The sequence below is a fragment of the Roseibium suaedae genome (genome assembly GCF_900142725.1).
Lineage (GTDB): Bacteria > Pseudomonadota > Alphaproteobacteria > Rhizobiales > Stappiaceae > Roseibium > Roseibium suaedae.
In genome coordinates this window covers 63,841-86,868 of the sequence record NZ_FRBW01000004.1, presented here as the reverse complement: position 1 = coordinate 86,868, position 23,028 = coordinate 63,841, and the positions used below count along the sequence as shown (strand labels likewise).

At 61.5% G+C, this 23,028-nt stretch carries 19 protein-coding genes; 12 read left to right on the top strand and 7 right to left on the bottom strand.

What is annotated here, in order from left to right; genetic code table 11:
• The first annotated feature begins 11 nt into the window (after nt 1-11).
• The 5 genes from rdgB (at nt 12) to BUA94_RS16740 (ending at nt 5,196) form a co-directional block, all read left to right on the top strand.
• A complete protein-coding gene (gene rdgB, locus BUA94_RS16760; RefSeq protein WP_073014500.1) occupies nt 12-650 on the top strand; it encodes an RdgB/HAM1 family non-canonical purine NTP pyrophosphatase in 639 nt (212 codons plus the stop codon).
• A complete protein-coding gene (gene hemW, locus BUA94_RS16755) occupies nt 650-1,807 on the top strand; it encodes a radical SAM family heme chaperone HemW (RefSeq protein WP_073014499.1) in 1,158 nt (385 codons plus the stop codon). The genes rdgB and hemW overlap by 1 nt, the downstream gene beginning before the upstream one ends.
• 304 nt (nt 1,808-2,111) lie before the next feature.
• On the top strand, nt 2,112-3,689 hold the full coding sequence (gene phaZ / locus BUA94_RS16750; protein ID WP_208980159.1) for a polyhydroxyalkanoate depolymerase: 1,578 nt from the start codon (nt 2,112-2,114) through the stop codon (nt 3,687-3,689).
• A gap of 171 nt (nt 3,690-3,860) precedes the next feature.
• Nucleotides 3,861-4,286 (top strand): DUF2852 domain-containing protein, encoded by a 426-nt coding sequence (locus BUA94_RS16745; RefSeq protein WP_073014498.1) that lies wholly within the window; start codon nt 3,861-3,863, stop codon nt 4,284-4,286.
• A gap of 169 nt (nt 4,287-4,455) precedes the next feature.
• On the top strand, nt 4,456-5,196 hold the full coding sequence (locus tag BUA94_RS16740; RefSeq protein ID WP_073014497.1) for a M48 family metallopeptidase: 741 nt from the start codon (nt 4,456-4,458) through the stop codon (nt 5,194-5,196).
• A 116-nt stretch (nt 5,197-5,312) separates the two neighbouring features.
• Here the strand turns inward: BUA94_RS16740 and BUA94_RS16735 are convergent, their stop codons facing one another.
• Nucleotides 5,313-7,517: a transglycosylase domain-containing protein gene (locus tag BUA94_RS16735; RefSeq protein WP_073014496.1), complete on the bottom strand. Its 2,205-nt coding sequence runs from the start codon at nt 7,515-7,517 to the stop codon at nt 5,313-5,315.
• A 181-nt stretch (nt 7,518-7,698) separates the two neighbouring features.
• Between BUA94_RS16735 and BUA94_RS16730 the strand changes: the two genes are divergently transcribed.
• On the top strand, nt 7,699-8,007 hold the full coding sequence (locus BUA94_RS16730; protein ID WP_073014495.1) for a DUF1330 domain-containing protein: 309 nt from the start codon (nt 7,699-7,701) through the stop codon (nt 8,005-8,007).
• Between the two features lie 61 nt (nt 8,008-8,068).
• Here BUA94_RS16730 and BUA94_RS16725 read toward each other — a convergent pair whose 3' ends face one another.
• The 3 genes from BUA94_RS16725 to BUA94_RS16715 all read right to left on the bottom strand — a co-directional run bounded on the left by BUA94_RS16725 (nt 8,069) and on the right by BUA94_RS16715 (nt 13,621).
• Nucleotides 8,069-8,914 carry a l-ornithine N(alpha)-acyltransferase gene (locus BUA94_RS16725; protein ID WP_235860629.1) on the bottom strand — a complete coding sequence of 282 codons (846 nt, stop codon included), beginning with the start codon at nt 8,912-8,914 and terminating at the stop codon, nt 8,069-8,071.
• A gap of 517 nt (nt 8,915-9,431) precedes the next feature.
• Nucleotides 9,432-11,888, bottom strand: a complete 2,457-nt coding sequence (locus BUA94_RS16720) for a PAS domain-containing hybrid sensor histidine kinase/response regulator (RefSeq protein WP_073014493.1) — start codon at nt 11,886-11,888, stop codon at nt 9,432-9,434.
• 200 nt (nt 11,889-12,088) lie between these two features.
• A complete protein-coding gene (locus tag BUA94_RS16715) occupies nt 12,089-13,621 on the bottom strand; it encodes a YifB family Mg chelatase-like AAA ATPase (protein WP_073014492.1) in 1,533 nt (510 codons plus the stop codon).
• Between the two features lie 227 nt (nt 13,622-13,848).
• On the opposite strand from BUA94_RS16715, the gene BUA94_RS16710 reads away from it, so the two are divergent.
• On the top strand, nt 13,849-14,697 hold the full coding sequence (locus BUA94_RS16710) for a hypothetical protein (protein WP_073014491.1): 849 nt from the start codon (nt 13,849-13,851) through the stop codon (nt 14,695-14,697).
• Nucleotides 14,698-14,800: 103 nt separating this feature from the next.
• Nucleotides 14,801-15,040 (top strand): BrnA antitoxin family protein, encoded by a 240-nt coding sequence (locus BUA94_RS16705; RefSeq protein WP_073014490.1) that lies wholly within the window; start codon nt 14,801-14,803, stop codon nt 15,038-15,040.
• 52 nt (nt 15,041-15,092) lie between these two features.
• Here BUA94_RS16705 and polA read toward each other — a convergent pair whose 3' ends face one another.
• The 3 genes from polA to BUA94_RS16690 all read right to left on the bottom strand — a co-directional run bounded on the left by polA (nt 15,093) and on the right by BUA94_RS16690 (nt 19,853).
• The gene (gene polA / locus BUA94_RS16700; protein ID WP_073014871.1) at nt 15,093-18,113 is read right to left on the bottom strand and encodes a DNA polymerase I; all 3,021 of its coding nucleotides are present in this window, start codon (nt 18,111-18,113) and stop codon (nt 15,093-15,095) included.
• A 55-nt stretch (nt 18,114-18,168) separates the two neighbouring features.
• Nucleotides 18,169-19,224 (bottom strand): acyltransferase family protein, encoded by a 1,056-nt coding sequence (locus tag BUA94_RS16695; protein ID WP_073014489.1) that lies wholly within the window; start codon nt 19,222-19,224, stop codon nt 18,169-18,171.
• 125 nt (nt 19,225-19,349) lie between these two features.
• Complete coding sequence (locus BUA94_RS16690; protein ID WP_073014488.1) at nt 19,350-19,853, bottom strand: FxsA family protein; 504 nt, start codon at nt 19,851-19,853, stop codon at nt 19,350-19,352.
• 229 nt (nt 19,854-20,082) lie between these two features.
• Between BUA94_RS16690 and BUA94_RS16685 the strand changes: the two genes are divergently transcribed.
• Genes BUA94_RS16685 through BUA94_RS16670 form a run of 4 tightly spaced genes read left to right on the top strand, consistent with a single transcriptional unit; the run spans nt 20,083 to nt 22,967 of the window.
• On the top strand, nt 20,083-20,808 hold the full coding sequence (locus BUA94_RS16685) for a Tim44/TimA family putative adaptor protein (RefSeq protein WP_073014487.1): 726 nt from the start codon (nt 20,083-20,085) through the stop codon (nt 20,806-20,808).
• On the top strand, nt 20,805-21,998 hold the full coding sequence (mltA, locus tag BUA94_RS16680; protein ID WP_235860628.1) for a murein transglycosylase A: 1,194 nt from the start codon (nt 20,805-20,807) through the stop codon (nt 21,996-21,998). The genes BUA94_RS16685 and mltA overlap by 4 nt, the downstream gene beginning before the upstream one ends.
• A complete protein-coding gene (locus tag BUA94_RS16675) occupies nt 21,998-22,591 on the top strand; it encodes a Smr/MutS family protein (RefSeq protein WP_073014486.1) in 594 nt (197 codons plus the stop codon). Before mltA ends, BUA94_RS16675 begins: the two co-directional genes overlap by 1 nt.
• Before the next feature lie 4 nt (nt 22,592-22,595).
• Complete coding sequence (locus BUA94_RS16670; RefSeq protein WP_073014485.1) at nt 22,596-22,967, top strand: helix-turn-helix domain-containing protein; 372 nt, start codon at nt 22,596-22,598, stop codon at nt 22,965-22,967.
• The last annotated feature ends 61 nt before the right edge of the window (nt 22,968-23,028 follow it).

Below are 23,028 nucleotides of genomic sequence, written 5' to 3'. Positions count from 1 at the left end.
GGAACGCACACATGAGCCACCGCAAGCTGGAGCCTGGCCGTCTCGTCGTGGCCAGCCACAACAAGGGCAAGATCCGGGAGATCAACGAGCTTCTGGCGCCCTATGGCTTTGATGTCGTGTCCGCCGGTGATCTCGATCTTCCCGAGCCCGAGGAAACCGGCACGACTTTCGAAGCCAATGCCGAGCTGAAGGCTGTGGCTGCGGCCTCGGCTTCCGGCTTGCCGTCGCTTGCGGATGACAGCGGCTTTTGTGTTGCGGCTCTGAATGGCGATCCGGGCATCTACTCGGCGCGCTGGGCCGGTCCTGACAAGGACTTCGGCATGGCGATGCGCAACATCGAGGAGAAGCTGCAGAATATAGGCGCAACGGATGACGCGCAGCGGCGCGGGTCCTTCGTGGCCGTTCTGTGCCTTGCCTGGCCGGATGGCCATGTGGAGTTCTTCCGTGGTGAAGTCGAAGGTCAGGTCGTCTGGCCGCCACGTGGCTTGCAGGGCTTCGGCTATGATCCGGTGTTCCAGCCGGATGGCCACGCGCGCACCTTCGGGGAAATGACCTCTGAAGAAAAGCACGGCTGGTCCAATACGGCGCCCGCCCTGTCGCACCGCGCGCGGGCGTTCCAGCTCTTCTCCAAAGCCTGCCTGGAGGCCTGATGTCCGCATCGATCGACGGCGGTTTCGGCGTCTATGTGCATTGGCCCTTCTGCGCGGCTAAATGCCCCTATTGCGATTTCAACTCCCATGTCCGCCATCAACCGGTGGATCAGGAGCGCTTCGCGGCCGCCTTCGAGGTCGAGCTGGCCCATTTTGCTGCCATGACGCCGGGCCGGACGGTCAATTCGATCTTCCTGGGTGGGGGCACGCCTTCGCTGATGGAGCCGCGGATTGTCGGTCGGGTTCTTGATGCCATTGCCCGTCACTGGACCATGGACCCGCATGCGGAGATCAGCCTGGAAGCCAATCCTTCCAGTGTTGAGGCCGAGCGGTTCCGGGGATACCGGGCTGCAGGCGTCAACCGGGTGTCCCTGGGCGTCCAGTCGCTGCATGACCGGGACCTGAAGCTTTTGGGCCGTCTGCATGATGTCGATCAGGCCATCCGGGCGATCGAGACGGCTCGCAACACCTTCCCGCGTCTGTCTTTCGATCTGATCTATGCCCGTCCGGGCCAGACACTCGAAGGCTGGCAGGAAGAGCTTGAACGCGCCATTGGCCTTGCCGCAGATCACCTGTCGCTCTACCAGCTGACGATCGAGGAAGGCACGCCTTTCTACAATCTCTACAACGCTGGCAAGCTGCAGATGCCGGATCCTGATCTTGGCGCAGAATTCTATGAGCTGACCCAGAAGGTCACGGAAGCCCATGGTCTTCCGGCTTATGAAGTTTCCAATCATGCCCGTCCGGGTGCCGAGTGCCGGCACAATCTGGTCTATTGGCGTTATGGCGACTATGTCGGCGTCGGACCGGGTGCCCATGGCCGCCTGACCGTTGGTGCCAGCAAGCTGGCGACCGCGATCGAGCGTCATCCGGAAACCTGGCTCCAGAATGTGGAGACCCATGGCCACGGCATGGTCGAGAATGTCGGCCTCAGCGAAGAAGAACAGGGCGATGAATATCTCCTGATGGGACTGCGTCTCGTTGAGGGCATTGATCTTGCCCGCTACGAGAAGATGGCCCACCGTACCATCGACCCGCGCCGCCTCGCAGCCCTGCTGGAGCATGGCATGGTCGAAGAGCTTCCCGGCCGGCGTCTTCGGGCCACCCGCGATGGCTTTGCAGTTCTCGATGCTGTCGTCGCAGATCTTGCCGCCTGACCGGCGACCTCAAGCGCAGATACCGACCTTTCGTTAACTTGGCTCTCAGGATCCCTGTGTTAGTCTAGACGCACTGCAACATCAGAACCTTAAGGGTTGCAGTCTGGCACCTTCTGCCAAGTCTGGCGGAAAACGGCCAAAACTGCGGTATTGCCCCTCGCGTAAAGATGGGCCTATTCTGTTGCGTTGCAAAACAGTGCCTCAAGATACGCCTCGGCGGCTGGGTAAAACAGTCGTCCGGTGGCTTTGGCAAGGAGACGTGCGCGTGCCGTACTATCATCTCTATGAACTGAATCATGCCGCCATGGCGCCACTTCGGGCTGCCGCGGACATGACGAAGCTCTATTTCCAGAACCCGCTCAATCCGCTGAGCCACACCAACTATGGCCGCCAGGTTGCCGCCGGTTGCGAAGTGCTCGAGCGCGTAACGCGGCGCTACGGCAAGCCTGAGTTCGGCCTGAAGGACACGGTCGTCGGTGGCGTTCACGTGCCGGTTCACGAGAACATCGTCTGGCGCCGTCCGTTCTGCAATCTGATCCATTTCGAGCGGGGCACCGAAGCCCGCCGCAATGATCCGAAGATCCTGGTGGTCGCGCCCATGTCCGGCCATTACGCAACGCTCTTGCGGGGCACGGTGGAAGCGCTTCTTCCGCGGGCGGATGTCTATATCACCGACTGGATCGACGCCCGCATGGTGCCTCTCCAGGACGGCAAGTTCGATCTGGATGATTATATCGATTATATCATCTCGATGCTGCACTACCTGGGGCCGGACACCCATGTGGTCGGCGTCTGCCAGCCCTCCGTGCCGGTGCTTGCCGCCGTGGCTGTGATGGAAGGTCGAGACGATCCCTATGTGCCCTCCACCATGACCTTGATGGGTGGCCCGATCGACACCCGTGTTGCTCCGACAGCCGTCAATGATCTGGCCATGAGCAAGGGCATCGACTGGTTCCGCCGCAATGTGGTGATGAGCGTTCCTTTCCCGCATCCGGGCTTCATGCGCGACGTCTATCCAGGCTTCCTGCAGCTCACGGGCTTCATGTCCATGAACCTGGACCGGCACATGACGGCGCACCGGGACTATTTCCAGGACCTGGTGAAGGGCGACGGCGACAGCGCCGAAAAGCACCGGGAATTCTACGACGAATATCTGGCCGTGATGGATCTGACCGCCGAGTTCTATCTCCAGACGGTCGAGACGGTGTTCATCGAGCACTCGCTGCCAGACGGAAAGATGATGCATGGCGACATTCCGGTCGACTGTTCCAAGATCCGCCGCACGGCGCTCCTGACTGTCGAGGGCGAAAAGGATGACATCACCGGACGGGGCCAGACCAAGGCGGCGCACGCCCTTTGCTCGAACCTGCCGGATGACATGAAGGCCCATTACGAGCAGCCGAATGTGGGCCACTATGGTGTGTTCAACGGATCGCGCTGGCGTGCGGAAATCTGTCCGCGGGTGATGGATTTCATCCTGACCCACCGTCAGAGTGCCAAGGGCAAGGCTCCGGCCGCCAAGGCCGTTGCCGAGAAGCCGGTAGCGGCAGCGGCTCCAGCTCCGGCAAAAGAAAAGGCCGTGGCGGAACCCGCGACCGTTGCCAAGGCTGAGCCGGTCGCGGCCAGCACCAAGGTTGATCCGCTGGCAGAGATCCTTCTGGCCAGCCCGCGCGGCGTTGCCGACAATCTCAAGTCGATCACCGGTGTCGGTCCCAAACTGGAATCCGCGCTCAATGGGGCGGGCATTTTCCACTATTGGCAGATTGCCGGTCTGACCGATCCGCAGATCGAGGCACTGGACACAAAGCTTGATTTCCGGGGCCGCATTGCCCGGGACAACTGGATCGAGCAGGCTCGCAAGCTGGCCGAAACGGTTAGCTAACCGGCAGCGTTGCTAAGGTTTTGATCTTCAGGAACCCGCAGATGAACGTCTGCGGGTTTTTGTTTTCCCGGTCACATGCGCTTCAGCCGGGCAAAAATCGAATCACGCAATCTTGAAGTTGCCGCAAGGGCTCCCCACGTCATTACCGTTAACGTCAACCAGGACAGGACAATGACAACTTCAAGCTGTTCGATCAGACCGGGCTGGTCCCCGGTGACCATCGGCCTGATGGTGCTCGGCTTCGTGGCCTTCTGGCCATTGGGTCTGGCAATGCTGGCCTATATCCTGTGGGGGGACCGGTTCCATACGATGGCCCGTGACGCCCGAGACCAGTGGCGTGCAAGCCCGTTGAAAGGAGCCATGGATTCCATGAACACCTCCACGTCTTACGGCCGGACCGGCAATGTCGCTTTCGACGACTACCGGGAAAAGGAACTCAAGCGTCTCGAAGAAGAGCGCGCGCGCCTCGACAAGATGCGCAATGAGTTCGACAGTTTCCTTCAGGAACTGCGCCGGGCCAAGGATCAGGAAGAGTTCGACCGCTTCATGGCCAACCGGAACAGGGGATCCGTGGATCCGTCTGCATCCGCTTCCTGACATCACGCAGGCACGACACGACCGGAGGCGGCGCCCAAAGCGCCGCTTTCGTCGTTTCAAGTGCCGGGTTAAACTGGATTGCTTCCAGACGGTGTGGAAACCAGTTCGCCGTCCGGAAACGCCCAATAGCAACTCGTACCCTGAATACCCTCCCGGATTTTTTCGCAAGATGCTGCTTCGTTCCCGGCGCAAGGCGCTGCCCGATCATATCGAGATTGATGCTGACGGAACGGCCCTGCGCATCCGGTTGAGGCCGAACCCCCGTGCGAAAAGATATCTGCTTCGCATTCCCGCCGATCATTCCGGACCGGTGCTGACCGTTCCTGGCGGCGGCGATCTGGCAAGGGCAGAGCGGTTTGTGCGTCAGCATACGGGCTGGTTGCTGGAGCGGCTGACGATACGTGGCGACCGGGTCGATCTGTCTGCTGGCACCATTGTTCCGGTGCGCGGTGAAGATCATGAAATCCGGGCCTCTGGCAAGTTGCGCGGGCTGGTGCAGCAATCTTCAGATCCGGAAACCGGGGCAAAGATCCTTCTGGTTCCGGGGGCGGATGATCATATTCCGCGCAAGGTCGAGACCTGGCTCAAGGCAGCTGCCAAGGCTGAGCTGACGGAAGCAGCGTTCTTTCATGCGCAAAAGATCGGCGCAAAGATCAACGGTCTCACCGTCCGGGACACAAAGAGCCGTTGGGGGTCCTGCGCCTCCAATGGCAAGCTGTCCTTCTCCTGGCGCCTGATCCTGGCGCCGCCCGAGATCCTGGACTATGTCGCCGCCCATGAAGTGGCGCATCTGCGCGAGATGAACCATTCGGCCCGCTTCTGGAGCCTTTGCCAGCAGCTCGCCCCGCAGACCCCGTCTGCCCGGCTGTGGCTGAAGCAAAACGGCTTGCGCCTCCATGGCTACGGCTAGAGCATGTCTTGCTCCCAAAAGGGGATACCGGTTTTGGGAGACAGACATGCGTCAAAGCAGAAGCGAGAGCGTGTTGTGTGAATGCAAATAAACGCAACACACTCTAGGGTCTGACGTCAGCCGCCGAAGATGGATTTCAGCAGTTTCAGCGGGCCGCCATTGGAGTTGCCTGCAGGCGGGCGGATGACATCCCCTCCCGAGCCGACATTAGCCGGGGGCGTGATGTTGCGCACCGGGGCATCGGATGAGGCGGACGCCTCCCCTGCCAGCATGCCCGGCGCTCCCGGCAGATCGGAAACCGGCAGGCCCTCATGGGCCGCTTCCATGGTGTCTTTCCAGATCACGGCTGGAAGCGAGCCGCCCGACGCCTTGTTGGTGGGCGAATTGTCGTCGTTTCCGAGCCAGACAGCCGTGGTGTAATTGCCCGTGTAGCCAATGAACCAGGCATCCCGGAAATCCTGGGAGGTTCCGGTCTTGCCGCCAGCGGGACGGCCACCGCTCAACTGGGCCTTCTTGCCTGTTCCCGTTTCCAGGGTTTCGGCCATCATCCGGTTCATCTGGCCAACAAGAGCGCGGTCGATCACCCGGCCTGGGCCATCGCCCTGGCGGGAATAGAGGATCTTGCCGCTTGTCGTCCGGATTTGCCGCACGACATTGGGCAAAACACCGTACCCGCCATTGGAGAAGGGCACATAGGCGCCGGCGATCTCGACCGGCGTGACTTCCGACGTTCCGAGGGAAATGGAGAGGTTCGGCTTCATTTCCGAAGTGATGCCCATTTGCTTGGCCGTGCTGATCACCGCCTTGGGCCCGACTTCATAGGCGAGCTGCGCGGCCACCGTGTTCAGGGACAGGCTGAGCGCACGTGTCAGGGTCACCGGACCGAAATACTGTTTGGAATAGTTCTGCGGCGCCCAACCCTTGAAGGAGACGGGCTTGTCCTCCCGGATGGTGTCCGGGGTCAGGCCGCGCTCGAGGGCTGCCAGATAGACAAAGGGCTTGAACGCGGATCCGGGTTGGCGCTTGGCGTAAGCGGCCCGGTTGAACTGGCTTTCCGAATAATCCCGGCCGCCGACCATTGCCCGGACCGATCCGGCCGTATCCAGCACCACGATGGCCCCTTGCGAGACCTTGTGCTTGTTGGCGTCTTCGGCGAGCGCCTTGCGCAGGGCCTCTTCCGCGCCCTTCTGGATTTTGGGATCAATTGTCGTGTCGACAATGATGTCCGTATCGACAGAGCCAACATAGTGAGGCAGCAGGTCCATCACCCAGTCGGCGACGTAATTCGTGCTGGCTCTGGTGTGATGGTTGATCGCCTTGGCCGGCTCTGCGAGCGCGGACTTGGCTTCCTTGTCGGTTATATAGCCTTCTTCGCGCATGGCCGCGAGCACGAGCTGGGCGCGGGCTTCCGCCAGATCCGGATTGCGGGCCGGAGAATAGCGCGTCGGGGCCTTGAGCAGACCAGCCAGGGTCGCGGCTTCCGCCACGGTGACAAGCCGTGCCGACTTGCCGAAATAGCGCCGCGCCGCCGCATCCACGCCATAGGCGCCGGAACCGAGATAGACCCGGTTCAGATACATCTCCAGAATCTCGTCCTTGCTGAACTTGGCTTCCAGCCAGATCGACAGCACGAGTTCCTGCATCTTGCGCTTCAAGGTGCGGTCCTGCTCAAGGAACAGGTTCTTGGCAAGCTGCTGGGTAAGGGTCGAGCCGCCCTGAACCAGGTTGCCGGAGGTCAGGTTCACGACCACGGCGCGGGCAAGGCCCAGCGGATCAAGCCCGAAGTGGGAGCGGAAGCGCCGGTCTTCGATCGCGATCACCGCATTGGGCAGATAGGGGGGCAGCTGTTCCAGCCGTACGGCCTCGCCGCCCGTGTCTCCACGGTTGGCCAGAAGTTCGCCGTTGGCCGAGACAATCTTCACGTTCGGCGGGCGCTGGGGAACTTTCCACTCGGAGGTCGGCGGCAGGAAGGCGGCATAATAGCCGAGCACGCCGATGCCCAGGACGCCCGCCCAGATGCCGAGCACGAAGCTCCAGTAGATTGCCTTCTTCAGGACGAAGCCGATCAGCGATCCGTTGCGCCGGGAGCGCCGGCTCTTGCGCCTGCCACCGCTGCCACCTTTACCGCCGCCGCCTCCCTTGCCGGAGGATGCACGGCGCCGTGTCTGGCCGGAGGTATTGCCTGTGCGCTTCTGAGCGGGTTTCTTCCGGGCAGGCTGGGCGACGCGGTCACGCTCGGACGGGCGCAGATCGAGAGCAGACTGTCCATCCGCCTCGAACTTCGGTTCGATCCGCTTGCGTTGCGCAGTGCCGTTCGCCATGCCTGAAGATGGTCCCCATTCATTTAATTGACCCTGGTGTCAGGATCGCTTCCCCGCAATTGACCTTAGAATGCGGCAATTTAAGGGGGCGTTAAGCCATATGGCACGGGCGCCCGCGCAAAGGGGCTTTGGCACGGAGACAAAACGCGCTACCCAAGAGCGGCAGTCAAGGAGATGAGACATGCCGAAAGCCTATTGGATTGCCCGGGTCGATGTGGAGGATCTGGAGGGGTACAAGACCTATGTCGCTGCCAATGCAGAAGCTTTTGCCAAGTATGGCGCGCGGTTTGTCGTGCGGGCCGGAAAATTCGAGACCCGTGAGGGAACTTCCCGCAGCCGCAATGTGGTGATCGAGTTCCCGGATTATGAAACCGCGCTCAAGTGTTACGATTCCCCGGAGTATCAGCGGGCCAAGGCCCTGCGGGATGATGTGTCCGAGGGGGATCTGATCATCATCGAGGGCTATGACGGTCCGCAGCCGTCAGCGTGAGACCATGAAAAAGGGCGGCAAGGCTTCCAGAAAAGCCTGCCGCCCCTTTGAAGTTCCAGAATCAGCTTGAATAGCGGCTCGCATCTGCGCCGTAGTAATTCACATAGCGGGAATTGAGGTCGCTGACCGGCATGACGATGAGGACATCGGTGGTGCCGAACTGATGATCGACCACCGCGCCATCGCCGATATAGGCGCCCAGGCGCAGATAGCCCTTCACCAGCGGCGGCAGGGCGCGCAGCGCTTCCTTCTGGTTCAGGATCTCGGCAGGCATCCGGTTCATGTTGACATAACGGTCGGACACGGCGGAAACCCGCCAGCTTTCCGGCGCCTGTGCATGGTGATGCAGGAAAGACAGCTGGTCGGCGATCAGGTCCGGATTGGTGCCTTCGATCGAAGCGCAGCCGAGCATGACGTCGATCTTGTAGCGCAGGACATAAGACCAGATGCCGTGCCACAGCAGCTCGACCGTCTTCTTGTTGCGGTAGGGCTTGAGCACGCAGGACCGGCCCAGTTCCAGGAAACGCTTGCCCGGATTGGCATCGATCAGCGCCTGGATGTTGTATTCTGCAGACGTGTAGAAGCCGCCGTGAGCCTCCGCCATGTCCTGGCGCAGCAGGCGGTAGGTGCCGACGATCTCCGGCTTCAAAATGCCGAGCTTGTTCCGCTTCAGCGAAGAATGGTCAATCACCAGAAGATGGTCGCAGATCGCATCGAAGGGATCGCGATCCCGGCGCGAGGCCAGGGTTGACGCGTCGGCGATTGCGGACATTTCTTCATAGAAGACTTCATAACGCAGTCGCTGCGCCTTCTTCACTTCCTTGCGGGAGCGGGCAAGCCGGACTTCCAGAGAGCCTACACGGCCGAGGCTTTCGGGCAGTGCAGTTTCGGTTTCGTTTTCTTGCATTGGCCGTATCGGGAGAGGCGTCCATTTCGGAGCCAGTGGCAGAGCTCGTCCATGCGGCGAGAATTTTTCGACTAGTTTGCGAGGCGAAAACATTCCCGGTGCGAGCATAGACATCGACTTGGTCCATTCTGTCGGTCACACCGGATTGCCACCGGTGCCATTTCTGCCACCGCCGGCACTGTCTGGCCCTGCAAATCATGGAACAGGACCACACCACCCGGCGCTCTTTACAAGCGTTCCTTGGATCACAAATTTCCGACAGTTGAATGACAAAGCCGGCTCACGATCCAGTCGCGGACCCTATAGAATTGCTTCACCTTGAGCAATCCATCCTTTCAAGGGGGCCAGCTGCAATCACCCATTGAAGGGAGTTTTGCCTTTCGAAAAGAGTGCCCGGCACACAAGGGCAGAAAGAAAGCCGTTTAATTTCAATGGAATGTGTACAGCAGCATGCTGGCACGATGGCTGTGGCCATCGGACGCAATCAGGATCAGCCGTGCTCCGGGCCTGTTATCCCCTAGAGCACGGACTGAAGCGCATCCCGGATGGCATCCGCGGCCAGGGGCTTGGTCAGATAGCCGGCTGCTCCGACCGCAGCGGCCCGTTCGCGGGCATTCTGCATGACATCGGCGGTGACCATCAGGATCGGTACAGGCCTGCGCCCTTCCCTCTGTTCCATGATGCGGATCTGTTCGATGGCACCGATGCCGTCGAGGCCCGGCATGTGCAGGTCCATGAGGATTGCGTCGAAGGGCTCGGCCGTGGCCGCCTCCACGGCTTTTTCGCCATCGACGACCATGGTCGGCTCGTGGCCCAGCTTCCGCAGCAGGGCTTCGCTCAGAAGACGGTTGATGTCGTTGTCTTCGGCGACCAGCAGTCGGAGCGGGCGTTGCGGAGCCTGCCGGGTGGATTCAAAGCCTGTATCTGCGGGTCGTTCTGCCCCGGCTGTCCAGCAAAGATCGCTGGCTTGATCGTCCAGAAGACGGGACAGAACCTGGGACAGGGAATCCATTCTGACCGGCCGGATCAGGTAGGCAGCAAAGCCCGCAGCCCGCAAGCGTTCCAGTCTGTCCCGCTCCGGCGGGGCGACAAGAACAACAGCCGGAGCATGACAACCTGCAAGGCGGGCGGTGGCCAGCCACGCCCCGCTGTCGGCCATGGCCGAATTATCGACGACCAGAAGATCCGCCTTGAGAAGGCTTTCGGTCAGGTCGCCATTTCCCGGCATGCAGAGCGTGGCGGTGGCGCCCTCCATCTCCAGCCGGTGCTTCAGTAGCGGGGCTTCCACCTTGCCATTGCTGACAATCACGATATGGCGGCCATGTGAAGGAGCGTGCGCAGATTGGGATTTTGCGACCAGCTCTTCCGGGACAGGCAGGGACAGTCGGAACACAGCGCCGCCATTTGGAGCGTTCTCTGCCCGGATCTCTCCGCCCATCAGCAAGGCAAGGCGCTGGGCAATGGCGAGGCCGAGACCGGTACCGCCAAACTTCCGGGCCGGGCCGTGGTCGATCTGCTCGAATTCCCGGAAAAGGCGTTCGGCCTCTTCCGGTTTGAAGCCAATCCCGGTGTCGCGAACGGTGATGTCGATGAGGCTGCCCCCTTCCGGCCGGCTGCGTCCGTCGATCTCGATGGCAACGCCGCCTTCGTCGGTGAACTTCACTCCATTGCCGGTCAGGTTGAAGAGAATCTGCCGGACGCGGGTCGCGTCGATGGTCACCGTCGCCGGAAGAGCGGGAGAAAGCCGCGCACCGATCTCAAGGCCCTTGGCATGTGCGCGTGGTGCAAGAAGCTCGACAACGCTTTCGGTCAAGGGAGCCAGACGGGCAGGCGCGGCCTGGATATCCAGCTTGCCGGCTTCTACCTTGGAGAAATCCAGAACTTCGTCGATCAGGAGCAGCAGGGTCTCTCCGGAAGTCTCCAGCGCCTCGATATAGGCGACCTGTTCCTGTGTCAGGCGGGTGTCGCGCAGGAGCGCGGCCATTCCGAGAATGCCGTTGAGCGGTGTGCGGATCTCGTGGCTGACAGTTGCCAGAAACCGGGACTTGGCTTCGTTGGAGGTCTCGGCAGAGTGGCGTGCGGCGAGCAGCTCTTCCTCGATCATGCGCCGGTCGGTCACATCCCGAAGCACGGTCTGGCTGAGAGGGGCGCCGGTGGCCGGGTCCCGGACACTGATGTCGATGCGGGAAAACCAGCGCGGACCATGCGCGGTCTGCAGCAAGAGGTCGCCGAACCAGGCGTCGGTTTCGCCAAGGGCTGGATGGCTCGTCACATTGCGCATGTCAGCCCGCGGAAGAGTGAGCGCCGCGCCGGCCTTGATCTGGTCCCCGAAAGTCTCCAGGGCCGCGGAGTTGGCATAAACAACCTTACGGCCGCTGTCCCGGCGGATCACTACGTCCCCAAGGGTGGAGAGGATACTGGCCTGCCGGTCATCGCTTTCGCGCAATTCCCAGGTCTGGTCCTCCAGTTGCTCCGTGTGCTCGAACAGGCTTTTCGCCCGGTCTTCCAGCCGGACAACGGCTTTGGACAGGCGCAGCCGGTCATCGATCTGTACCCGCCAGACAGAGAGCGATCCTGACAGGAAAGCGAGAATGATGGCCGCGAAGCGCATGGAAGGGTGGCCGGCGAGAACGATGGCGCCGAGGAAACTTGCCACGATCACAAGGGTCGCGATCATCAACATCGCACGGGACGGCGGTGTGACGACGGGCAGCGGCAGAGGAGCGCCTGCAGGCGGTCGGCCTCCGGACCGGCGTCCTGTCAGCTTCTTGCTCGTTCCTTCCGGTGAACCGGAAATCGACCGGGGCCGCGCGTGCGAGAAGGTTTCACCGGCAAATTCGCCAGTTGCTCCGCTGTCTCGTTCCCCGTTCGGTCCCCTGTCTGTTCCCTTGCCAGGTGCAAAGGCGGTTTCCTGTTCTGCCTCTCTTGCGCTCCCTTCCGCAGAAACATCGAGTGCGCCGGACCCGTCCCGCACGGTGTTGCTGTCCTCATTAAGGTCATGAGGGCGACTTGAGGCGGAGGCTTGGGGGGAGCGGAAGGCTCTGGGCTCGGACACGGAACAGCTACTCGCAACAAAAGGCTCTTTGGATCATCTTGACTTGCAAGGGTTTTAAAAACCGTTGCCGGAAAGGCCCTTACGGCCATTGAACCAGCTTTCTCCGGACAGAAAGCCACTCAGGCGACGGCGGCATGGCGCGGCAAGTCCTGCCCGCGGTAACTGAGCGCTTCGGCCAGATGCAGCCGTCCCACCGTGTCGAGGCCGTCAAGATCTGCCAGGGTTCGCGCAAGCTTCAGCACCCGGTGATAGCCTCTCGCGGAAAGTGCGAAGGTGTTGGCCGCTTCCTGAAGGAAGGCCTGTCCGGCCGCATCAGCCTTGGCAACAGTCTCGATCACGCCTGCTGGCGCCTGGGCGTTGGTCAGGGTGGCGAGACCAAAGGCCTGATAGCGCGCGCGCTGGATGTGTCTTGCCTCTGCGACGCGCTCGGCCACATTGGCAGAGCTTTCGGCCTTGCCCGGGGCGATGAGATCGGCGGCGGTGACGGCGGGCACGTCGATTTTCAGGTCGATCCGGTCAAGGAAAGGGCCCGAAAGCCGGGCTTGATATTCGCTGGCGCAGCGGGCTCCCCTCCGGCAGACATGGCCGGGTTCGCCGGCATGGCCGCAGCGGCAGGGGTTCATGGCGGCGATCAGCTGGATCCGGGCCGGATAGGTGACCCGGTGGTTTGCCCGGGCAATCACGGCCTCGCCGCTTTCCAGCGGCTGACGCAGGCTGTCGAGCACTTGTGGGTTGAACTCCGGCAATTCGTCCAGGAACAGGACGCCATTGTGAGCCAGGGACACTTCTCCCGGTTTTGCCCTGAGTCCGCCCCCGACGAGGGCTGCCATGGAGGCGGAATGATGGGGCGCGCGGAACGGGCGGCGGTCGGTCAGGCGCCCTTCCGCAAGTTCTCCCGCCATGGAGGCAATCATGGAAACCTCCAGCAATTCCCGTGGCCGAAGGGGCGGCAGGATGGAGGGAAGGCGGCTTGCCAGCATGGATTTTCCGGCACCGGGAGGGCCGCACATCAAAAGGTTATGTCCGCCAGCGGCCGCAATCTCCAGTGCCCGTTTGGCGGTTTCCTGGCCCTTCACGTCGGCCAGATCAGGCAGGCCCGTTGCTTCCGTCTGAAGCCTGGGCTCGGGCCGGGAGAGTACCTGGGTGCCCTTGAAATGATTGGCGAGCTGGATGAGGGAGCGGGGCGCCAGGATATCCATCTCGGAATCCGCCCAGGCGGCCTCCGATCCGCTCTGGGCCGGACAGATCAGGCCTTTACCGAGGGCATTTGCGCCCATGGCAGCAGGCAAGACGCCCGCAACCGGTGCCAGCATGCCGTCCAGTCCCAGTTCTCCCAGAACCACATAGCCGGACAGGGCATCGGGCGGAATGGCTCCGATGGCGGCCATGATGCCGAGGGCGATCGGCAGGTCATAATGGGAGCCTTCCTTGGGAAGATCTGCGGGGGCGAGATTGACGGTCACGCGCTTTGCCGGAAGGGCGAGGCCGGAAGCGTGAAGCGCGGCGCGGACCCGCTCCCGGCTTTCACCCACCGCCTTGTCGGGCAAACCGACCACCGTGAAGGCAATCATCCCCGGCCCTACCTGAACCTGGACATCCACGGGCAAGGCTTCGATGCCTTGAAAGGAAACAGTCGTCACGCGGCTGACCATCCTGCACACTCCCCAATTGCGTGTATTTTATCGAAGCACACCTTTATTTGGGAAGCAAGAACGAAAGTGGAACATCTGTTGGGAGGTACCCCGGAACACGCTTGGGTTCTCTCCCGGCTTGCGGGTCAGGCTGCGGCATGCGATGGACTGTTTCGTTTGTTTTCTGCGGATTGGCTTCGCACTCGAGGGAAGCCAGTGTCCGCAAAGCCGCTTCGGATCAGTGATTTATGTCAGCCGTCTTTGTTTCCTTCGCCAGCAAGTCCATGGGAAAGTCCCTGAAGCGGATTGGCCAGGAAGCACGCGGATTGAAGGTGTTTGACCGGATTGCCCTTTTGACCGAGGACGATCTTGATCCCGGTTTCCGGCAGAGATTTGCCGATAAGCTGACGCCTGGCGTCCGGGGGTTCGGCTACTGGATCTGGAAACCGCAGGCTGTCCTTCAGGAATTGTCCCGTTTGCAGGAGGGCGATCTTCTCGTCTATGCGGATGCTGGATGTCATCTCAATCCGGGCGGTGTCGCCCGGCTCAGGGACTATCTAGCGATCGCCGCCGCTGCGCCGTCAGGCATTCTGGCGTTTCAGCTGCGGGCACCGGACCGGCCGGATCTGGCAGGCACAGACCGCACGCAGGAATTGCCGGACAGGCAATGGGTCAAGGGCGACCTCGTGGATCATTTCGGTGTCCGGGATCGAGCCGAAGTTCTGGAGACGCCCACCATCGTCGCCACCACATTCGTCTTGCGGAAATGCCCGCAAACATTGGATTTCCTGCGGAACTGGATTGCGGTTTTCGAGACGGATTTCACCCTGATCGATGACACGCCGTCGAAAAGTCCGAACCCGCAAGGTTTCATCGAGCACCGGCACGATCAGGCGATCTTCTCGATCCTGTGCAAGCTGACCGGCGTTGAAACCCTGTCGCACTTCGAGAACTATTTTCCTTCGGAAGATGGCAAGGGGCTGGATCTCGCACGGCTCGCCGCCTACCCGATCCAGGCAAGGCGTCTGCGCCAGTACAGTCCCTGGTTCAAGCTGCGCAAGCGGATCGCGAAGCGCTTTGCCTGGTTGCGCGGCTGATCCGCTCAAGGGACAGGTTTATTCCGCATGAGTGGATTTACGGCTTTCTCTTGGCTGAAGACAGCCTATGCTCAGCACTCCACCCTCTTTCAGAAAGCAAGTCATGGCCCATCCGCCCCGGCGTCACACCAGCGCAATCGACAAGGCAGAAGCCCTGTTCAAACAGGCAACGACAAAACCGGTTGAAGATGCGACAGCAGCGGTCCGCAAGGGTGTCTTGCCGGCCTCGAAGGAAGCTGTGTCCATCCGGATCGATGCGGATGTTCTGGCCCATTTCCAGGAAGATGGTCCGGGCTGGCAGGAGCGCATCAACGCAGCGCTGAGGAAAGCGGCGGGTCTCTAGGCTTCGCGAGAAGCTTGCTCAGCAGAAACCCGCCAATTTCGAGTGTGCGCCGTCAGTGCGCCTCGTCCCAGTTGGTGGCGGCGCGGGCGTCGACCTGAAGCGGGACTGAGAGCTGCAGCGACGGTTCGCAGGCCTTTTCCATGACCTCTCGGACCAGCGGAATGGTTGCGTCCACCTGGTCGTCCGGCACTTCGAAGATCAGTTCGTCGTGCACCTGCAACAGCATCTGGGCATCCAGCCTGGAGGCATTGAGCCGGTCTTCCATGCGCACCATGGCCCGGCGCAGGATGTCTGCGGCTGACCCCTGGATAGGGGCGTTGATGGCCGCCCGTTCGAAGAAGGCGCGCATGTTCGGGTTTGAGGTGTTCACCTCCGGATAATGCGCCTTGCGGCCGAAGATCGTCGTCACATAGCCGTTGGCATGAACTTCCTTCTTGATCGCTTCCATATAGTCGCGGATGCCCGGGAAACGCTCGAAATAGGTCTTGATGTAGTCCCCCGCCTCGCCGCGGGAAATGCCGAGCTGGGCGGCCAGGCCAAAGGCCGAAATGCCGTAGATGATGCCGAAGTTGATGGCCTTGGCCCGGCGGCGGACCATCGGGTCCATGCCTTCGATCGGAACACCGAACATTTCGCTCGCCGTCATGGCGTGAATGTCGAGGCCGTTGGCAAAGGCCTGCTTCAGCTGAGGAATATCGGCCATGTGGGCCAGAACGCGCAGTTCGATCTGGCTGTAGTCGGCGGAAATCAGTTTGTGGCCGGGTGTTGCGACGAAGGCCTTGCGGATCTTGCGGCCTTCTTCGGTCCGAACCGGAATGTTCTGCAGGTTCGGTTCGGAGGAGGACAGGCGTCCGGTCGTGGTTGCCGCCAGCGAATAGGACGTGTGAACCCGTTTGGTTTCCGGATTGATGTAGCCGGGCAGCGCATCTGTGTAGGTGGACTTCAGCTTGGAAAGCTGCCGCCAGCCAACGATGCGTGAGGGCAGTTCATGGCCCTCTGCCGCCAGATCTTCCAGCACCGAGGCCGAGGTTGACCAGGCACCGGTCTTGGTTTTCTTGCCGCCGGGCAGGCCCATCTTGCCGAACAGAATATCGCCAAGCTGCTTGGGCGAGCCGATGTTGAAGCTTTCGCCGGCGAGTTGATAGATCTCGTCCTCGCGGGATGCCATGCCTTGCGCAAAATCGCCGGACAGGCGCGAGAGCATCTGCCGGTCGACGGAAATGCCCCGCTGTTCCATGCGTGCCAGAACCGGAACCATCGGCCGTTCCAGGGTTTCATAGACGGTTGCCATATGTTCGCTGGCCAGGCGCGGCTTCAGCACCTGCCACAGGCGCAGGGTCACGTCGGCGTCTTCTGCGGCATAGGCGGTTGCCTTGCCGATCTCCACCTTGTCGAAGGTGATCATGGACTTGCCGGACCCGCAGATTTCCTTGAACGGGATCGGCGTGTGGTCCAGCCAGCGCTGGGCCAATTCGTCCATGCCGTTGCCGCCCTTGCCAGCATCCAGGGTATAGGACAGGAGCATGGTGTCGTCGGCAGGGCCAATGTCGATGCCGTGGCGGGTCATGACCAGCCAGTCATACTTGAGGTTCTGGGCGATCTTCAGAACGCCCCGGTCCTCCAGCATGGGCTTCAGGACCGCCAGGGCATCCTTGAGCGGGATCTGGCCTTCAACGAGGCCACCGCCGCCCAGAAGGTCCCCTTCCCCGTCCACATGGCCAAGCGGCACGTAGCAGGCCTTGCCCGGCGCGGTTGCCAGTGAAACGCCGACGAGAACCGCCTGCATGGCGTCAAGGGAAGTGGTTTCCGTGTCGAAGGCGACATAGCCGGTTTCATAGGCGTCAGCCACCCAGGCCTTCAGCCGGTCGAGGCTGGTGACTGTCTCATAGGCATCGGTCTGGATCGGCGTGCTGCGGGCAGCCTCTGCCCGTGCCTCGGCCACGGTCTGCGGCACTATCATGCCATTCGGCAACGGGGCTGCCGCCGCAGAAGCTTTGCCGCTGTCTGCCACCTTGCCGGTTTCAGGTGCAGCGGAGGCGGATGAAGGAGCTGCTCCACCGGCAGGACCGGTCATCCGGCCCTTGTGGTCCGGCGTGTCCCACCCGGGCACCTGAAACTCATCCGGCTCGATGTTGGCGATTTCCGCGCCGGTGACATCGGCCACGCGCTTGGTCAGGGTGGTGAAACCCATGGCCTTCAGGAAGCCAACGGCCTTGGGGCCGTCCATATCGGTCACGGACAGGTCGCCCACGGGCACGAGGACAGGCACATCCTGCTTCAGCGTGACGAGCTGCTTGGAAATGCGGGCCTGTTCCGCGAACTCGATCAGGTTTTCCCGGCGCTTGTTCTGCTTGATTTCAGAGGCGCGGGACAGGAGGGTCTCCAGGTCGCCGAACTCGTTGATCAGGAGTGCGGCGGTCTTCAAGCCAATGCCCGGCACGCCCGGCACGTTGTCGACGCTGTCGCCTGCCAGAGACTGGACTTCCACCACCTTGTCCGGGCCGACACCGAATTTCTCGAACACTTCCTCTTCGCTGAAGACCTTGTTCTTCATCGTGTCGATCATGGTGACGCGCGGACCGATGAGCTGCATCAGGTCCTTGTCGCCGGAGGCAATCGTCACGCGGGCGCCCATTTCGGCGGCCTGGCGGGCATAGGTTGCGATCAGGTCGTCCGCTTCAAAGCCTTCCTGCTCGACGCAATGAACCGAAAAGGCGCGGGTGGCCTGACGGATCAGGCCGAACTGCGGAATGAGGTCTTCCGGCGGTTCCGGCCGGTGCGCCTTGTATTGCGGATAAATGTCCGAGCGGAACGTCTTGGAGGAATGGTCGAAGATCACCGCGAAATGGGTCGGCTCATCGCCCTCTTCCGGCGTCAGCCCTTCCTGCAGCAGCTTCCACAGCATGTTGCAGAAACCGGACACGGCGCCCACCGGCAGCCCGTCGGGCTTGCGCGTCAGCGGCGGCAGCGCGTGATAGGCGCGGAAGATGAAGGTGGAACCATCGACCAGAATGAGGTGGTCGTCGGCGGTGAGAGCGGGAGAGGCGGTATCTGTCGACATGGCGCGGATCATGCCCGCACCCGTCATTTGAGGAAAGGCCTAATCGGCCCTTTCCGCAGCCGATTGACTATTCGCCAGCAGATCCCGTGCTAATGGAGGCCGGGTGACTTTGAGGGGCGGGCTGCAGATGAGCCCAGGCCGGCCGGCGGAACAGGAACCAGCCATAGCCGGTCCGGTTGATCAGCCAGTAGAGGATCATCGGGCAGGCCACCCCGCACACTGTCACCAGCAGCGAAATCGTTCCTATGTCGAAAAGGCCGAGCTTGAGAAGAATGATCCGGCTTACCGCCATGGGCAGGAAGAAGGCCAGATAGACCACAAGCGAATGCTGGCCAAGGGTGCGCAGGAAGTTGCCGCTCCAGGCCTGTTGCAGCAGGGTGCTCGCCAGAATGACGGCGACGGCACCGATCGCTCCAAGTGCGAGGGACAGAACCGGAAGATCCGCCAGACCGGCGAAGACAAATCCGCCGTTCACAAGTGCCCAGAGAGCGAACAGGCAAAGGCTCATGGTCATCCGCTGCCGCGCCCAGGCCGCAAATCGGAAGATCTGCGGGGCAAACACATAGCCCGCGTAGAAATAGACAAACCGTTCCGCGAACTCGTCGATGATCAGGGATCCGGTCTGGATGGGTGCAATCTGCAGCAGCGCAGCAACGCCGAGTACGGCCCAATGAGGAGCCCTGGCGCTGTGGAGCAGCTTCGTGGTGACGAAGAAGACCGGCAGAAGATAGATGAACCAGAGCGTTCCGAAGGGCTGAATGAAACTCCAGAGATATTCCTGAAGGACACCGTTCCAGCCGATGTCAGCAGCGAAGGATGGGGCCTTGATGGCGAACTGCAGGGTGACCCAGAGCCCATAGAAATAGGCGAAGTGGACCACCTTGCGGTCAAGATAGAGCCGCCAGTCCCGCTGGATCACGGCGCTCAGGAACAGGCCGGAAATCATGAAGAAGTCCGGCATCCGGAAGGGTTTTGCGAAGGCAACAACAGGATGCATCCAGCCGGTTTGCCCGGCCGCGTCCTCGACGCCGAGAACGGAATGCATCATGACGACGAAGACGATGCAGATGCCTTTTGCTGTATCGACCCAATCGACGCGCTGCGCCGTTTTTGCTCCCGTCATGGGGCGCTGCCTCCGGATTTGATTTCGCGGAAGTGTAGCGTCCGGTCGTGAGAGAGGCGTTAAAGATTTGGTAAAATTGCCGAGGCCGGGATCACAGTTTTGTGTAGCCCTCCCTTGGCCGGGGCTTAATGGGAGCCCGGCTTGCCGTTCTCATCGTTCCAGGGGCTGAGCCTGGGCTGGCCGGAACCGGGGGCATCCTCGCGCCGCGTCCAGTCTCCCTCGTCCAGGTCGACAACGCCCTCTTCCCGCCGGCGGGGCGAGCCACCGACGACCACAACCCGTGAGCGGGAAATGATGAAGCGGGCAATTGCGTCCCGGATTGGCGGAATGAAGAGCAGCAGACCAAGGGCGTCGGTCACGAAACCGGGGATCAGCAGCAGAATACTGGCCAGCACGATCATCGCGCCATGCATGATGTCCTTGCCGGGAACCTGGCCGGACTCCAGCTCACGCTGCATCCGCATGAGCAGCGACAGTCCCTGCTGACGCAGCATCAAGGTGCCGGCGACCGCGGTCAGGATGGTGAGCAGGATCGTCGGCAGGGCGCCGATGGCGCTCCCGACCTGAATGAAGACGGCGATTTCGATCAAGGGCAGCAGGATGATGCCTGCCAGAATGGCGAGTCCCACGTGAGCTCCAGCGGTTTGAGTTTACGCAACCCTAAACCTAGGGAAATAGATTGGGGAATGCGAGGGTCTTTCCGACCGAAACAGCACAAGAATCGCCGACTGGCTTGCCCTTGGCTCTGGATGCTGGTTCAAGGAGAACCTAAATAGGATGGAACAGTTTTTGATCCAGCTTTAAAGTGAGGCTTCCACTAAGTCTCATGAGCCCCGAAATGATGGCCGGTAACAGCACATGAACGAGATTTTCGACGTCTATAACCTCATCTTCCTGGCGCTGGCTGTGTTCATCATCTACCGGCTCCGGTCGGTTCTGGGCAAGCGCACGGGCAATGAGCGCCCGCCGTTCGATCCTTATTCCAAGACGGAGAAGCCGGATCAGGCCAAGGGCCAGACCGGCGGCGACAATGTTGTTCAGCTTCCGGGCCAGCAGGCTCCGCGCCCCTCGCAGGAAGAAGCGGCCCGCTCCAGCGACATGGTGATCGAAAAGGTGGCCCCGGCCGGGTCTGCCCTGAATGAAGCCCTGCGCCAGATCCTGTCCGTTGACCGCAGCTTTGAGCCTCAGCCCTTCATTGAAGGTGCCAAGGCCGCCTATGAAATGATCGTCACGGCCTTTGCCGACGGTGACAAGAAGATGCTCAAGGGCCTCCTGTCGAAGGAAGTCTATGAGGGGTTCGTTTCCGCCATTGAAGACCGTGAGCGCCGTGGTGAAACCATCGAATCCACCTTCGTCGGCATCGACAAGGCGGAGATCGTGGAAGCTGCCCTCAAGGGATCCCGCGCCCAGGTGACGGTCAAGGTTCAGAGCCAGCTAATTTCCGCCACCCGCGACAAGTCGGGTGCCGTCATTGACGGGGATCTGGGCAAGGTGACCGAGGTCATCGACATCTGGACCTTCGAGCGCGACACCAATTCCCGTGACCCGAACTGGAAACTGGTCGCGACCGAATCCGCCGAATGACGGGAACCGCCGCGCGGCGCCGTCTGGCCGCCGCTGCTGCGCTTCTCATCGGCCTGATTTCTGGTGGAACGCAGGGAGCTTCGGCAAGCGGCATGCCGTTACCCCATCTGGTCAAGACTGACTTCCATGCACTGTCCGGCTGGGCGCGCGACGATCATCGCGCCGCCCTTGCTGCGTTCCGGCGCTTTTGTGCCGATACGAAACCTCGTCTTCTGACCGAGGGGCCCTTTCGCCTGACTCGCAGGCAGGCAGGCGCCCTGTGCAAGGCTGCCCGTATTGCCGCGGAAAACGGTTCGGATCAGGCAGCGCGTCATTTCTTCGAAAGCCGGTTTGCGCCCTTCCGGGTGACAGGGTCGGGTTTTGTGACCGGCTATTACGAGCCTGAGATGCAGGCTTCTCGCGTGAAAACCGGCACCTATTCGACGCCGCTTCTGCGGGCGCCGGACGGGCTGGTGTCTGTTTCGCCGAAAAACCGGCCGAAAGGCTGGCCGGATACGCTCAGCCATGGCCGCATGACGGTGAAAGGCTTGCAGCCCCTGCCGGACCGTAGCGCCATCATGGACGGCGCGCTGGACCGGGAGAATTTGGATCTCGTCTATTTGGCCGATCCGGTCGATGCCTTTTTCATCCATGTGCAGGGCTCCGCTCGGCTTCGCCTGACGGATGGATCGGTCATGCGGGTCGGCTATGCCGGAAAGGCAGGCTATCCCTATACGTCCGTCGCCAAGGTGCTGGTGGACCGCGGCGAAGGCACGCCCGAAGAACTGACCATGTCGGGCCTGAGGCGCTGGTTCAAGGCACATCCGGACCGCCGGGACGAGCTGCTGAGGCAAAACCGGTCCTACATCTTCTTCCGGGACGTGCCGATTGCCGATCCGGCTGATGGGCCGGAGGGAGCTGCCGGACTGCCGCTGGTTGCCGGCCGCAGCCTCGCGGTGGATCTGCGCCATATCAGCCTGGGCCTGCCGGTCTTTGTCGGAACGGAGTCTCCGCCGCTGAAGGCTGGAGGAAATGCATTCCGCCGCCTGATGATCGCCGATGATACCGGGTCTGCGATCAAGGGGACCGGACGGGGCGACTTGTTTCTGGGTTCCGGTGATCAGGCCGGCCATTTGGCCGGAGAAGTGCGCCATCAGGCCGAAATGACCTTGCTGCTTCCGCTCGCGCTGGTGCCGGAGGCCGGTGAGTGATGAAGGCAAAGAAGCGGAAAAAGGGCCAGCTCAGCGAAGAAGACCGCACCCTTTGGGCCAAGGTCACCTCGACGCTTGCCCCGCTTCACCCCGAGCGGGTGAGCAAGCCGGATCCCTTGACCTTCGAAGAGGCCATGGGGCCGGGGCCAGTTGAACCGGGGGTATCTTCTTCTTCATCCAAGAAAACGGAAACCGCGATGCGCGCGCCCGTCGAGCCGCCCCGTCCTCCCGCGCCGCCGCCCCTGCATCAGATGGAGCATCGCTACCGGAAGAAGGTGGTTCGGGGAGTTCGTCCCATTGATGCCCGGATTGACTTGCATGGACTGACACAGCATCAGGCCCATGAGCGCCTGCGCCACTTTATCTACGGCGCTCAGGCTCATGGCTACAAGGTCGTGCTGGTGATCACCGGAAAGGGCGGAACGGCCTCGGCGGGCGTCGGTCACTGGGACGAGCGCGGTGTCCTGCGGCGGGTCGTGCCTCAATGGCTTGCCATGCCGGATCTGCGCCAGCTTGTGATTGGCTATGAGGAAGCGCATGTGACCCATGGCGGGTCCGGGGCGCTTTACGTGAGAATTCGCAGACGAAGGTGAGATTGTGACCCCGCTCGGAGCCAAAATTCGCGAATTGCGCATCAAGCGCGGCATTTCCCTGAAGGAGATGGCGGCGGGATTGTCCGTGTCCAGCGCCTATCTCTCGGCATTGGAGCATGGCAAACGCGGCAAGCCGACCTGGTTTCTGGTCCAGCGCATCATCACGTTCTTTAACGTGATTTGGGACGAAGCCGAGGAAATTCAAAGGCTTGCCGAGCTTTCAGATCCGAAGGTCACCATTGATACTGCCGGCATGGATCCCAAGGCGACCGAGTTGGCCAACCGTCTTGCCTCGACCATTGGTGGTTTGTCGCCCGAATCCCTTGCTCATCTTCTGCATCAACTGCGTTCGGCGGCAGCAAAAGATGGCGTCTGATCAAAATTTACCTGCGGTTACAGTCCGGCGTGATATCGGCTAGTCTGACTTTCCCTTCGTG

What these genes read in the sequence shown, in the direction of transcription:
- rdgB (WP_073014500.1), top strand. Translation starts at nt 12, where the DNA reads ATGAGCCACCGCAAGCTGGAGCCTGGCCGTCTCGTCGTGGCCAGCCAC.
- hemW (WP_073014499.1), top strand. Translation starts at nt 650, where the DNA reads ATGTCCGCATCGATCGACGGCGGTTTCGGCGTCTATGTGCATTGGCCC.
- phaZ (WP_208980159.1), top strand. Translation starts at nt 2,112, where the DNA reads ATGGCGCCACTTCGGGCTGCCGCGGACATGACGAAGCTCTATTTCCAG.
- BUA94_RS16745 (WP_073014498.1), top strand. Translation starts at nt 3,861, where the DNA reads ATGACAACTTCAAGCTGTTCGATCAGACCGGGCTGGTCCCCGGTGACC.
- BUA94_RS16740 (WP_073014497.1), top strand. Translation starts at nt 4,456, where the DNA reads ATGCTGCTTCGTTCCCGGCGCAAGGCGCTGCCCGATCATATCGAGATT.
- BUA94_RS16735 (WP_073014496.1), bottom strand. Translation starts at nt 7,517, where the DNA reads ATGGCGAACGGCACTGCGCAACGCAAGCGGATCGAACCGAAGTTCGAG.
- BUA94_RS16730 (WP_073014495.1), top strand. Translation starts at nt 7,699, where the DNA reads ATGCCGAAAGCCTATTGGATTGCCCGGGTCGATGTGGAGGATCTGGAG.
- BUA94_RS16725 (WP_235860629.1), bottom strand. Translation starts at nt 8,914, where the DNA reads ATGCAAGAAAACGAAACCGAAACTGCACTGCCCGAAAGCCTCGGCCGT.
- BUA94_RS16715 (WP_073014492.1), bottom strand. Translation starts at nt 13,621, where the DNA reads ATGGTCAGCCGCGTGACGACTGTTTCCTTTCAAGGCATCGAAGCCTTG.
- BUA94_RS16710 (WP_073014491.1), top strand. Translation starts at nt 13,849, where the DNA reads ATGTCAGCCGTCTTTGTTTCCTTCGCCAGCAAGTCCATGGGAAAGTCC.
- BUA94_RS16705 (WP_073014490.1), top strand. Translation starts at nt 14,801, where the DNA reads ATGGCCCATCCGCCCCGGCGTCACACCAGCGCAATCGACAAGGCAGAA.
- polA (WP_073014871.1), bottom strand. Translation starts at nt 18,113, where the DNA reads ATGATCCGCGCCATGTCGACAGATACCGCCTCTCCCGCTCTCACCGCC.
- BUA94_RS16695 (WP_073014489.1), bottom strand. Translation starts at nt 19,224, where the DNA reads ATGACGGGAGCAAAAACGGCGCAGCGCGTCGATTGGGTCGATACAGCA.
- BUA94_RS16685 (WP_073014487.1), top strand. Translation starts at nt 20,083, where the DNA reads ATGAACGAGATTTTCGACGTCTATAACCTCATCTTCCTGGCGCTGGCT.
- mltA (WP_235860628.1), top strand. Translation starts at nt 20,805, where the DNA reads ATGACGGGAACCGCCGCGCGGCGCCGTCTGGCCGCCGCTGCTGCGCTT.
- BUA94_RS16675 (WP_073014486.1), top strand. Translation starts at nt 21,998, where the DNA reads ATGAAGGCAAAGAAGCGGAAAAAGGGCCAGCTCAGCGAAGAAGACCGC.